Here is a 13146-nt window from a genome sequence, read left to right on the forward strand (position 1 = left end):
CCCTCTTTCCGAGCGAACATAGTTAACGTGGAAAATATCTTTTTAACATATAATCGTATACGTCCTTAAAACCCATGTAGGATAATACGATCAGCAGCGGATACACCGGGTAAATATACCGGGACTTGATCTCCCATAAAAGATAGAATCCGATAAAGCCCAGCACCACAAGAATCAAAGAGGTCTCTTCAAATCTTTTGGCTCTTATTCCACCGATTAAGCGAACGAGTATAAACACATACATCAGAAAATTCAGAACATACAGCAGCCACAACATTCCACTTCTATAATTGGAGTCTGCCTTAAACAAATCCGTAGCAGCATTAGTGTAGCTATAACGGTCCATGACAAAGCCCATTCTTCCCCCGTTACTGGATGATCCGTCGTTTCCGAGCCCATATCGTTCCATCTGGTAGGTTCCTTCCGTCCAGGTCCAAACGATTTTTTTATAATACATCTTCACTAAGTCACTTAGGCCCGCCTCGGAGAGTTTATTACGGATTTCTTCTTTAAATAACTCCGTACTTTCTGCCTTATTATAATTTGCATCCTGCTGATAGATTGCGTAGCTCTCCCGGTTGTCCCAGAACCCAAACGTCTCCAGATTGATCCCCATATTCAGCCACATGTAGACAGGTGCGGAATTTTCGTTCATCGGTTCATCTGCAACATTCGTCGCCTGCAGCACAGCATTTTGCGTCCAGCCGGGAACATTAAACAATATGGCCGTGATAAACAAAGCGCTAAGAACCTTTTTCACTCCGATAGAACGTATGTTAAATAAAAGACCCGCCACCACGGTAATCAGAAAAATAACACCGATACTGCGGAAATAGTTGCCTATTGCCAGTAAGAGAGCTGCGAAGAAAATATCCTTAATGGACCTTCTTTTGATAAATCTTATGGCAAAATATAAAGCACTTGTCAGAAAAGCGGTAGCGATCACATCGTTATAGATAAAATTACTCATAAACAATGAAGGGATATAGGTTGCGGCAAACACGAGGATGCCATAATCCTTATCCTTGGACTTATAATTGAGCTCTTTATACAGCATATAAATCATTAATGAGGTTAAGAGTGTAAACAGAATATTAAATATTTTGATTACCAGATAATTATCCGGAAAGATCAACAACAACGTCTTTAAATATAAAACGATCGAAAAATTAAACGGAAACATATGCAGATAGCCGTTCGTGTCAAACGACGAATAATCATTCCTGTACAGCATGTCGAGTGCCAATGAAAGCACTGTCTGCGAATCATCCGTCGGCAAGCGTGGAAACAGAAAGATAATCACCATCTGGATTGCAAAAGAAAATAGCAGTGTGGCTGGAATGACTATTTTCCAACTGTACTTATTAAGCTTCAGGCACATTTTATACAAAATAACGCTTAATGCCAGCACCACTGCGATCACTAGAATAAAAAGACCCAGCTGTTGTCTCTCCAAAATTGGCGTGTCCCCATATACGAAATAATTATATTTCGCCCTAATAAAAAAGGAGGATGCGATAAAAAGACCGATAAAGAATGCAAGTATGAGATACAATGTTTTTTGAATTCCTCTTATCATGGAAAACCTCCTTTGCGCAATCGAAAGCCCTTTACAATCCGCTGCCCCGATTCATAAAAAGCATTATAAACACCCAAACTGAAAATCCAATGAAAATCGGATATGTGGGAATTCGCAAAGAAGAGATTTAGAAAGAGGGGTACGCAAATAGACCGCCCACTCACAAAGGCATGCGGTCTATCTGTCGTGTCCTATTTGCTGAAGCCTACCGCCCTTAAAAGCGGCTATTGCCTTGGGAATCGGGTTACATTATATACCCAATCTCCCAGAAAATCCATCCATCCTTGCGTACATCAGAAGAATTTACTATCCATCTTTTTTAAAAACCGATTATCAGCGATTAAACTTTTCACTCTCTTCGTTGTATTAGGCCCTTTCGGTGTGCTACCTCTTCTATTCAGCAAAATCCACCGTAGACATGCCCAGGCTTCAAAGATTTCAAGTTCTTCCTGATCTATATCATTTTCCAATAGATAAGCAGATCGGAACACATCAGCATAACGCTCGGAGATATATATTTTCAGCAGAATAAGTGACCAGGCAAAATCATATCTAGAGTCTCCCAACTGGCCGTTCGTCCAATCAATTATGGTATATCGCTCTTTATCCTCCACTATATTTCCGATATGAAAATCCCCATGAATGATACAGTCTTGCTTCATTGGAGTTTGCTCAACAAGAATAGTCAACACATTATAAATATCAGATTGTTCTTTGGCTTCAGGGAAAAAGTAGCCGATGAAATCGTATTTTGGCAGTTGTATATTTCCAATCTCTTCAACGCGAATTTTATGTATTTTTGCTAATAGGCTTGCGAGTTCCTTCATTTTCCGAGTATTCATTTTATGAATAGGGGTTCCGTCAAAACTTGTTAACAACACCCTATGTCCCTCCGGATTGATTCCCCAGCCCACTGGTTTAGAGACGGCTACTCCTCGTTCGGATAGAACATCCAATAAACGATATTGAAACTGGACATCCGGTCTGGATTCCTTATTCCATGTTTTCAGTACATAGCTCTCTTGATCAGAATTAATCCTCATGACCTCAGCTTCAAATCCTTGATCCATTGTATGCGCAGTTAAGCTATCTTCCTGATTTAATAAGTCGTTCATGATTTCGTTGTGCTCTAGCCAATTTATGAGAGATATAGGAGTTTTCAAAAATGGTTCTTCCTTTCGGAGTCAGCTACAACAGATTTACGCAACCCAAAACTACAAATAACATAAAATAGATTGTTCTATCCAGTACATAAATACAGTATCCGGGCTTTTCTTTTCAAACTTTTTCATTTTTAAATACATGTCCATTCCATCAGAAACATCATGCCATAAATCCGTAAATACAAAATCATATTTTTCCTTAGACATATGTTGTTCTGCATATTCGAAAGCATCTGCTTGGATAAGCCTGATCTTGTGAGCATTACTGAATTGGGGCAGTACATATTTATTAAATAGATCAATGACATCTTGATTTTTTTCAACAACCGTTATGCTTTCAACATTATCTTTTTCAGAAACCATATAAGCATAATAGCCAAGCCCAAGCCCAAACGTAAGAACATTCCCACACGCTTTATCTACAGCTTCTTTCATTGTTTCTATTTCATTGGGCGTGATCGTCATCCAGATTCTATCATTCTCTAATACGGCCGGGAACATGAATTCAGTTTGAAAAAAACCAACCTGAGGAATTTGTCTTCCCTCTTCTGTCCGGATGATATCATTGCAAACAAAACCTTCAAAAGGTTTATATTTTTCATATTTTAATTCACTATTATTAATCTTTATAGTAGGAATCTTGATATTTTTATAATATGGATTGTCATAATATTCATTTGCATCAAGCTTATGAAGCATATTGCTAAAATATTGGTTGAACAATTCCTTATCATCAACATTATCAACCGTATCCAACCCAAAAGCAGCAGCCAGCATTAAACCAAAAGCGTATTCATAAGATACACCACAGTTTACGATTTCTTCAATTTCTTCTTTGTTAATAAAGTCGGGGGTATTATTCAAATAGCGGCTTAGTAAAGCAAACACTTTATAGTTATCTTCTTTTACTTTTTCTTTTATTACATTATTAAATTCCATATTCTCACCTATTAATTAGAATTTGTTTCTATGTCTCATGTTAGTCTTTCCGGATTGACTAGTAGGCAATACTCTCATTTTACCATTTAAAAATCCAGAAGAACAAAAACCGCTTTACTAATCCGTGACAGTTACCAGTTCTACAGTGAGAAAATCTTACGTCAAAACCTTCTAATTGCAAGGTCTATGATCCATTTTTCGCCTAATCTGCTCAATATTTCGTTACCCTATGTTAGAATAGACGACTTGTATAATTTGTGAAAACTTTCACTAATAGCCGTGATTGATGGTATACTTAATAAGAAGATGAACTAAAGAGAATAACGATGGAAACTGTGGACGTAACCGTAGAAGATTTGAAGTTAGGAGAATAACAGCGACGCGCGCGCTTCTCCACTTCCAACTCCCTCTGATACTTCCTTTCTTTTTTGTCGGGTTCTTTTGGTACATCTTAATAGAGAAATATAAAAGTGGAGGGTTAACAATGAAAAAGAAAGCAGCTGGTGCTCTGAGTCTCGTCCTCTCTGTCATGCTCGTTACTGCAGGTTGCGGTAATGGAAACGACAAGGTGAACGAGAGCAAGAGTAATAACAACGAGAAAAAAGAAGTTGAAGCCGTCTCCGGGGCATCTGAAGCAAGCTACACACCATTCGATCAATTAAAAGATAAATATGATATCATCATTGTCGGTGCGGGTGGTGCGGGAATGTCCGCGGCGCTTGAGGCTAAAGAGAAAGGCATGAACCCTGTTATTTTGGAAAAAATGCCGGTTGCCGGCGGGAACACAACCAAATCCTCTTCGGGAATGAACGCTTCTGAAACGAAATTCCAAAAAGAACAAAACATTGAAGACAGCAATGATTTATTTTATGAAGAGTCATTAAAAGGTGGCCATGACACTAACGACAAAGAAATGCTTCGTTTCTTCGTTGATAATTCCGCGAGTGCGATCGATTGGCTGGATTCCATAGGAATCCGCTTGAACAATATCACCATTACAGGCGGCATGAACGAAAAACGTACACACCGTCCTGAAGATGGCTCTGCTGTGGGTCAATACCTTGTCAAAGGTTTAGTGAAAAACGTACAAGAGAAAGAAATTCCACTTTTCGTGAATGCTGATGTCAAAGAAATTACCGAAAAAGACGGCAAGGTTAATGGCGTTAAAGTCCTCTTTAACCAAACAGAGGAAAAAGCAATTACGGCAGATGCTGTCGTTGTAACCACTGGCGGGTTCGGTGCCAATATGGATTTGATCTCCGAAGTAAGACCTGACTTGGAAGGCTATGTTACTACTAACCAAATCGGCAGTACCGGAGACGGCATCAAGATGATTGAGAAACTCGGCGGCACAACCGTCGATATGGATCAAATCCAAGTTCACCCGACTGTGCAGCAAGAAAAATCCTACCTCATCGGCGAAGCTGTTCGTGGGGAAGGCGCTATCCTTGTTTCCAGTGAAGGCACACGCTTCACCAACGAATTGGATACCCGTGATAAAGTAACGGCTTCCATCAATACACTGCCTGAAAAAGCAGCTACGCTGGTCTTTGATTCCGGTGTTAAATCCCGTGTGAAGGCTATTGAACAATATGACAAAATGGGCTTCGTGATTCAGGCGGATTCCATCGAAGCTTTGGCCAAAGAAATCGGTGTTCCAGAGGATAAGCTGGCAACAACGCTTGATACTTGGAACAGCGCGGTTAAGAATAAAAAGGATGCCGAATTTGGCAGAACTACAGGAATGGACAATGACCTGTCCACTGGTCCTTTCTACGCTATTAAAATTGCTCCTGGGATTCACTACACCATGGGTGGTGTGAAGATCAATACGAACACAGAAGTTCTGAATAAAGATGGTGAAGCTATTCCTGGTCTGTTTGCGGCAGGTGAAGTTACAGGCGGCTTACACGGACAAAACCGGATTGGCGGCAACTCTGTTGCAGAAATCATTATTTTCGGCCGTCAAGCTGGGATCAAATCTGCTGAATTCATAAAAGCAAAATAAGTAGATACTAGATACTATAGGCCTCACAGCAAAAAGCTCAAGCATCGGCAAGTTAGCCGCTGGCTTGAGCTTTTTTAATGTAATTAATCGCCAATAGTTCGGATAATAGTATCAAACGGATCTAATTCCAACGTTTGTTGTCCATATTCTGTATCAATCGTAGTTTTTTGAAGCTGGTCGCTATTGTTAATCACGACGAGTATTTTACTTTCTGGATAATACGCACACTCTGTATATAAATTATCCGTAATATACTTTGTGTCCTTTAACTCATTCCCGGCATAACGAATCACATTTAACAGCAATCTTGTATTTTCAAAGCTTAAGGTGAAAGAAGGCAGGTAGATCCCCTTTCCTTTACCAAAGGCATGGGCAGACAATGTTATCATCCCACTCTTTTCACACAATACCGCTGCCGAGCCATCCGTAAGATAAATGTTATTTTTAGGTGTTATACTGGCTCCTTCAGGCAATAAACCTTGCTCATCTCTAGCCTCAAATGTCCATCTTCCATGAGCTACCTTGGAGCCTGTATCCTCATCCAGACCAAGCACATGGGCCATTCTGAAAAAGCTGTCATAACCTTCAAGCGCCGAAGGCTGATTGACACCTATAAAAGTACCGCCCTCATAAACCCACGCTGTCAGTAAGTCCACGCACTTATGGTCACTCCAGTATTCTCCGCCACTCCATGCTGAACCTGCCGAGCCGGCATTAATCACTACATCACACTCTTGTAATACTCCCTGACGGATATCTTCAAAATCAATGAACTGGACTTCAATCGGCAATCCGGACAAAGCCTCATTGATATGAATCAGATCATGCATATACGTTTCATGGAAATGCCCGGACAAGGTCCACGATCTCAATTTACCCCAAGCGTGTAAAATGGCTACCTTCGTCTTAATGTGATACGGTTTGCCTTTATGATGCAGCTCTTTAATTTCTCTGAATTCATCCGCGATCTTTTCGATATAATCACAAAAATCCGGATAAGGCTCTACAAGATGCAAATATCCGCCCAGTCCAATCCGATCTATAGGCTCTCTGAGCAAGGCGCGCCGGATATTAATCCAATACTTTTTGGCATCGAGCGTAGGGTTACCTCCCTCCATAAACGTAGGAAGCCCTCCCAATCCAACCGGAAATAAATAGGGATGCAGCCGAATCTCATGGGTATCTACTTTTACACCAGAACAAAGCCTTGCCTCATACCCTGAGAACACACATTTAATCATCCCGTCAAAACCAAACTCCTCAAAACGGTCATTGTAAGGCTCCATGCCAACCCAACTGTCATCATAGAAGACATACGCCAGCTTATCGTGCTTATGCACAATATCAATTAATTGCTTACCAAATTCGATGACAAAATCATTGATAAATGCCATATAGTCCAGCTTCCGTTGCTGCGCCGGGATATGACTGACCCGATATTTCCCACCATTCACAAAATCCTCGGCCGTGAGCGAATACCCATATTTTTTGGCAAACAGATCAAGCGCTCTTGAGCTTACCGTAAAATCATATGAACCCCAGTCCGAGAACAAATGGCGATTGCGCTCATCACTGCCCCAGATCCAGGCGAAATTATAAAAGAGGGAGGTAAATCGAACCACTGTTGTTTCCTTATGCTTATGACACCAATCTTCTATCCAATGGAGTAAATATTTTTGCGTTTCTACATAGATGGGATCAATCTGCATCAGATGCTCTTTTTCCCAGTGATTCGTGGTGTGATTGTACATGGAGATCTCTTCCCAAATCCGATAGACCATGAAGCTGACTGTGTATTTATGCCAAGGTGCAATTCCAGTAATGACTACATTTCCCGATTCCCGCTCATAATTCCACAGTTCTCTTGGAACCTCTTCGCCCGTCGTTCGGTCAAAAACCTGCCAGTACTTAAACGCCTCTTTGGAATCATTCACTCGGAATTGTTCAGCAAAAAAATCCTCCATCAGATAGATGGATAAATAATCTTGTACCGCTACCTTAGGATTTGTTATTAAAAAGCTCTGCTGCAGCTTGTCTGAATTCTGGGACGCCCATTCGTTATGATCTCTGATGATGCAGATTGTAGAATAAATGCCGTATCCTGCGTTGATAATCTCATCGGACAACTGTGTGCCGTCACTGTCACGGATGACATCGGCACCCCAACGTTCAGCTAATTCCAGGGTCAATGCCTCATAACCGGATTCTCCCGGCAGTGTAAAGGCCCCCGTTGTTTTTTTGGACAACTTGGATCCCTCCTATTTAAGCATATCGGATAGAAAAGCTAATGCTAAGCCTTGACCCCAGCCTTGAATCCAGTCTTTTGGAATATTGCGGTATCCTTCCCGATCCTTCATAACCGCTGTTCCGCCAGAAACACCTAGTACCCGTCCATCATCACTGATATTGTTCAAAATACCTTTCAAGGCCTTTTGCACATATTTGGTATGCAGCGGATTGCCGTTATTGATCATAGCAGCCGCAATGCCGCAAGACGCGGATACTTCTTCATAAGACTCCTCATCATCTAGTACAGTCCGCCACAGGCCGTGCTCCGTTTGCACCAGCTTGAGTGCGGCCAGCTGATCGCGCAGCGAACACTCCACGTCCATACACTGCGGATACAAATACCATTCTTTCAAAAGCTTTTTAACTTGCGACATAGTGTATGCGCCCCAAGCATTCGCTCTGCCCCAGAATAGTCCAGACATGTGATCCTGCTTCACATTATTGTAGCCGTGGTACCAAAACCCGCTGCTAGGATCTTGCAGGTATTTGATATGCCAATAATATTGATTCAAGGCATCTTGGATCATTTCCTGATCCTTTAATTTGCTTCCTACACGAAGCAGAAAAAATGCCGCCATAAACAAGGTATCCGCCCATGCCTGTTCTGGAAAATCATTAGAAATAGAGACGGTATGCTGCAACACATGATCTCCGAATCTAAGCGCATTGTTCTGCAGATAATCCACTTTGCTCATCACAATATCCCAATACTTCTGGTTACCTGTTTCTTCATACAAGGTGATCAGCATATGGCCCATAGCACAGGTGTTAACTGTCCAATCCGGCAGACCCAGCTCGATATATTCATCTGCCCACTGGACAAGCATATCCAAATACTCTTTATTTCCTGTAGTTTCATAAGCTCTGGTTACCCCATAATAAGCCACACCACAAGGCCAGTCCCATGTTAAATCCATCGCCATTGTTTTTCTGACCACTTTATCGATGACCCTTAAAATCTCTTCTCTGTCATAATTTAATTGAAGCATCTTGTTTCTCCTCTCTTTCGCACACGCCCCCAAAGGCGCTTGAGAGCTGTCCGTCCATATTGTAAACGCTTTACTAACTCTATTGTAAGTAGTAAAATGGTCTGATTCTAAGCATATTCATAACTAAACTGTGCAATTTCAACCATTAACTAGTAGTTCTTATATTTCGGAATTGGCCGTGACTACAGAGAATGTTTGGACTTCCGGCCGCTGTTGTCTGCAGATTTCTTGATTTTATACCGCTCTTCGCGGTGGAAATCTGCTGACAAAGGCGGACGCTAACGCTCCTACAGTTCCAAACTTCTCTATAGTTGAACTCGAAATCACTTTCACCTATACTCTTCACAAATCAACGGAATGGGAGCAGAGGACCCAATATGCCCAGAAAAAAGAAGCCCATCATTGAATACCGCCACTACAGCTTACCGATAAACTTTCCTATCTTGCTGTTAAGCGGTGAACGTTGGAAGATTTCTGATATTAAAAGTGAACATCTGCATTTCCATAATCATTTGGAGATTGGCATTTGCCATTCGGATAGCGGCATCATGGAGATCAAAGGAGAATCTGTGCCTTTTAAAGCCGGAGATGTGACCTTCATCCCTAGGTATCTCCCTCATACAACTTATAGTTCGCCGAATGAAGCCAGTCTGTGGTCTTATATCTTTTTTTCGCCTGAGGATCTTTTTCAGCAATCCTTCAAGAGCGCTTACAGCAACTTTGAGCCGAATCTGTGGGCAATAAAGGGAACAAACTGTATTTTGAACAAAGAGGAACATCCCAAGGTTTATACCCTTGCGACATCGGTCGTGGAGGAATTGAAACAAAAAAATCCTTACTATCAAGAAAGTGCCTACGGCTTATTGTTATCGCTTTATATAGAGCTCCTTAGAATTCATTCCCGGAATGAACCCTTGGTTGATCAAGAAACAGAGCATAGCCTGAAGGGCGATTTTGTCATCTCACCCGTTCTGGAATACATCACTAAAAACTACATGATGCCAATTACTATCGATTTTTTAGCTGATCTGTGCCACCTAAGTACTACTCATTTTCGCAGGAAATTCCATGAGATTATGGGGTCCGCACCTCTCGACTTCCTAAACAGTACCCGTATTGAAGAGGCCTGCAAGCAGTTAAAAAGTACGGATGATTCCATTCTCTCCATCTCTGAGCAAGTAGGTTTTCAGTCCATATCCAGCTTCAACCGATGTTTCTCCAAGCTTATGGGCGAGTCACCTAAACAATGGCGTAAAGGCGCACAATCCGAAGCACAATCCGCTAAAGCGTCTATTTTGGAGTTTACGGGGTGGGTATGATCCATTGATCCATTGATCCATTGATCCATTGGTCTATTCTAGATCATCTTTCTCCCGATTGTTTTATATAACATGGTTCTTATCTTCTTTAACTGCGCAAAGTTTTCTTCAAATGAAATGCTGTGGGTCAGTGCCAGCCCTTTTGAGAAATCTTTTTTATATAGAAAAATTGATTCCAAATACAAACCTATGACATGAATCTGATTCCAAGTAGGATAACTTGAATTATGATAGAAGACAGTCAGCGTTTCTAATGCATAAAAATTATGACACCATCTCGCTTCCTCCATTATGTACTTCATTGCCGGTCCGTTATTGTTAATCATTATGTCTCGGAATTCATCTAAATGATTAGGCTGAACATCGACATATTCAATTGCATAAAATGGCTTTACATGCCGTTTTCGCGCGCCTTCCCCTGGTGTAGGGTACGTGCTGTTTGGTGTGGTTACAAGTAACTCCATACGGATTGTTTCGAGCACGAAAGGTATATTCACATTTTTTAAGTTAGGTAAAATGATTTCGGCATCTTCTTTTTCCTTGATCTGCATTAGGATAAGATAATCCCATATAATGAATTCTCCATGTTTTTCGGCTGTTTTGTTATGACTGTAAACTGAAATATCCTCCACAGCATTATTTTGAGTCATGGATCCTAGAACGTCTGTGAGTTGGCTCTTTATTTCTTTTTTCATATGCTTTTTATACTTCTTATCGACTCCGATACTCCAAGCAATATAATAAGTATCATTTTGTGGTGTCAGTTTTAGATTCTCTACGCTTATTTTCTTATCCATTTCTGTTTCCCTTTCTGTACAAGTCCCCAGCCATCGATGTATAATTCGTCTAAGATTTCTAATAGCTCGGAAGGGGTCTGAAGCAAGGCTGCTTATGGTTAATCGTAACGCTGCTTCCCAATAAACGCAAATAAGCCCCCCCTCTGAACTGCCCCATCAAGCACAACAAAAAGGCATGCGTCCGGTACACTACCGAATTCATACCTAACAATTCACCTAATAAAATAAGCTGTTATGTGATAAGGCTAGCCTTTACTTGACCTCACAAAATCTATTTAACAAGGGAATGATTTGTTCCTTGCTCATAGGGGCGTCGTGCCCCGGGATATACGTAGTAAATGAAAGAGTCGATAAAAGCTCAATATATTCTTTCATTTTTACCGGATCAATTTTACCTTCTCCATGATAATAATCCCCGCTATGTGCATCGCCTGCGAATAATACTCCCGCTTCTTTTATATATACAACACAAGAATCGTCTTCATGTGGCCCTCCTACCTTTATAATCTGGCAAGTGGTGCCCCCTAAATCCAGCGTTAAAGCATCCTCGAACATAATATTTCCTGTGCTAACCTTAATCTTATCAAACGTATCATATTCTTTTTTCATACAGTTATAGGCGAATGCTATTTCCTCTTTGGTCTCTAAGCGTTTTACCACAGCTTCTTCATCCCATTCCCATTCTTTCAGGCGCTTTAGTGCCTCATTCGTTGCTGAAGAGACTATAGTTTCCCCGTCAAAAGCATGCATACCAAAGGTATGATCCCAATGCCAGTGCGTGATCAAAGCATATTTGGGACGTGGCAGATTGTTATCATCCAAACACTTTATAAAGGCAGCTAAATGCGATTCTGAATTACCACAATCAATCATAATTGAAAAGCTGTCACCTAAAACATATCCCAAAACAGGTCTGTCTGTTTCTCTGACGTTTTCTAAATAATAAATAGAGTCATTTATTTGTTTCAGTTTCATCCTATGGGTTCCTCTCCTTTATGGATACAGGCTAAAGTTACGCTCTATGGAGGAGATGATTACCTATTTATAATGGATGAAGCAGGTCCCATTGGGCAAGGGAGAGTTTAGTTATATTCACAATGTACTACGCCGTAGTTCATAAAAATATTGCACAATCGGATGCTTTAACTGCATCTTCTCGCTCATGTTTAAAATCCGCTTTTTCCCAACCCGTCTGTCCACTAAAGCCAGAATATTCAATAAGATATCATCGCTCTCTATGCTTTCCTCTATAGAAGTAGATAGAAACTTATTAGCTATAACGATAAAATTCGATTTACTTAATGACGTCTGTGCTGACAAAAGCTCCTTTGCAACTTCTGATATCTTTCTGCTTCTTGCAATGACTATTAGACGATCCTCCGGGATGTTCCCTTTACTATCTTTTCTAACCGCTTCGATGTCTTCAGGGTGGATTGGAATTTGGAGTTCTGAATCATTCTTAATCTCCTGCTCCGTCTGATACCATCTGATTGAGTTAGTTCTATCATTCATATTGAGTACGTTCTTTTTATCTACCGAAATATAACAGCTCCCTGATTTATCAGGTAAATAACGGTAGCTGCTTGCGCGATATTCAACCTTGCCAGATAACGCAGGACAGAGAAAACTCTCCAGTTGTTGCTTTAATTTGCTCCAGGACATGTATCCTCCAACAAGACGATCTCTTCTCCTCGTCTTTGTCTTATTTTTATATTTTCTTTTCCCCAAGAACACATAACATCCACGATCTTATTGGCTGTAACGCCATATTCCGTGAGGCTGTATTCAACTTTTGGCGGCATCTGCTGGTACACGAATCTTTTGACAAGCCCATCCCTCTCAAGTTCACGAAGCTGCTGGATCAGAACCTTTTGTGAGATGCCTTGAATATTACGCTGTAATTCACTTGTTCTTTTGGCACCGGACATCAAAAAGCAAATGATCAAAGCTTTCCACTTTCCGCCGATGATTTCTAGTGTTGCCTCTATCCCTAAATGATATTGTTTCATAGAATAACACCTCGTTCATGCTGATCAAATTAAGCTTACTCAAAACTTCATTGT

The 13146-nt window shown here is 40.9% G+C and carries 11 protein-coding genes; 2 read left to right on the plus strand and 9 right to left on the minus strand.

The features are described from left to right. Nucleotides 1–22: 22 nt before the first annotated feature. The 3 genes from MHH49_RS06180 to MHH49_RS06190 all read right to left on the minus strand — a co-directional run bounded on the left by MHH49_RS06180 (nt 23) and on the right by MHH49_RS06190 (nt 3681). Nucleotides 23–1579, minus strand: a complete 1557-nt coding sequence (locus MHH49_RS06180; RefSeq protein WP_076146239.1) for a glycosyltransferase family 39 protein — start codon at nt 1577–1579, stop codon at nt 23–25. Nucleotides 1580–1872: 293 nt separating this feature from the next. Next, complete coding sequence (locus tag MHH49_RS06185; RefSeq protein ID WP_341138015.1) at nt 1873–2694, minus strand: aminoglycoside phosphotransferase family protein; 822 nt, start codon at nt 2692–2694, stop codon at nt 1873–1875. A 99-nt stretch (nt 2695–2793) separates the two neighbouring features. Beyond that, on the minus strand, nt 2794–3681 hold the full coding sequence (locus MHH49_RS06190; protein ID WP_341138016.1) for a spermine/spermidine synthase domain-containing protein: 888 nt from the start codon (nt 3679–3681) through the stop codon (nt 2794–2796). 484 nt (nt 3682–4165) lie between these two features. On the opposite strand from MHH49_RS06190, the gene MHH49_RS06195 reads away from it, so the two are divergent. Beyond that, complete coding sequence (locus MHH49_RS06195) at nt 4166–5689, plus strand: flavocytochrome c (RefSeq protein ID WP_341138017.1); 1524 nt, start codon at nt 4166–4168, stop codon at nt 5687–5689. A gap of 83 nt (nt 5690–5772) precedes the next feature. Here MHH49_RS06195 and gnpA read toward each other — a convergent pair whose 3' ends face one another. Then, entirely contained in the window at nt 5773–7935 is a 2163-nt protein-coding gene (gnpA, locus tag MHH49_RS06200) for a 1,3-beta-galactosyl-N-acetylhexosamine phosphorylase (RefSeq protein ID WP_341138018.1), read from the minus strand. A gap of 12 nt (nt 7936–7947) precedes the next feature. After that, nucleotides 7948–8967 carry a glycoside hydrolase family 88/105 protein gene (locus MHH49_RS06205; RefSeq protein ID WP_341138019.1) on the minus strand — a complete coding sequence of 340 codons (1020 nt, stop codon included), beginning with the start codon at nt 8965–8967 and terminating at the stop codon, nt 7948–7950. A gap of 377 nt (nt 8968–9344) precedes the next feature. Here MHH49_RS06205 and MHH49_RS06210 point away from each other — a divergent pair, with 377 nt between their 5' ends. Then, nucleotides 9345–10286, plus strand: a complete 942-nt coding sequence (locus tag MHH49_RS06210) for an AraC family transcriptional regulator (RefSeq protein ID WP_076282564.1) — start codon at nt 9345–9347, stop codon at nt 10284–10286. 38 nt (nt 10287–10324) lie between these two features. On the opposite strand, the gene MHH49_RS06215 is transcribed toward MHH49_RS06210, so the two are convergent. From MHH49_RS06215 to MHH49_RS06230, 4 genes are all read right to left on the minus strand, one after another. Further along, the gene (locus MHH49_RS06215) at nt 10325–11083 is read right to left on the minus strand and encodes a hypothetical protein (protein ID WP_076104110.1); all 759 of its coding nucleotides are present in this window, start codon (nt 11081–11083) and stop codon (nt 10325–10327) included. A gap of 252 nt (nt 11084–11335) precedes the next feature. Then, complete coding sequence (locus MHH49_RS06220) at nt 11336–12058, minus strand: MBL fold metallo-hydrolase (RefSeq protein ID WP_341138020.1); 723 nt, start codon at nt 12056–12058, stop codon at nt 11336–11338. 117 nt (nt 12059–12175) lie between these two features. Then, the gene (locus MHH49_RS06225; RefSeq protein WP_076185132.1) at nt 12176–12745 is read right to left on the minus strand and encodes an SF0329 family protein; all 570 of its coding nucleotides are present in this window, start codon (nt 12743–12745) and stop codon (nt 12176–12178) included. Next, entirely contained in the window at nt 12727–13092 is a 366-nt protein-coding gene (locus tag MHH49_RS06230; protein WP_076128545.1) for a winged helix-turn-helix transcriptional regulator, read from the minus strand. Before MHH49_RS06230 ends, MHH49_RS06225 begins: the two co-directional genes overlap by 19 nt. Nucleotides 13093–13146: the final 54 nt, after the last annotated feature.

The organism is Paenibacillus sp. FSL F4-0122 (assembly GCF_038002845.1).
GTDB lineage: Bacteria > Bacillota > Bacilli > Paenibacillales > Paenibacillaceae > Paenibacillus_AQ > Paenibacillus_AQ odorifer.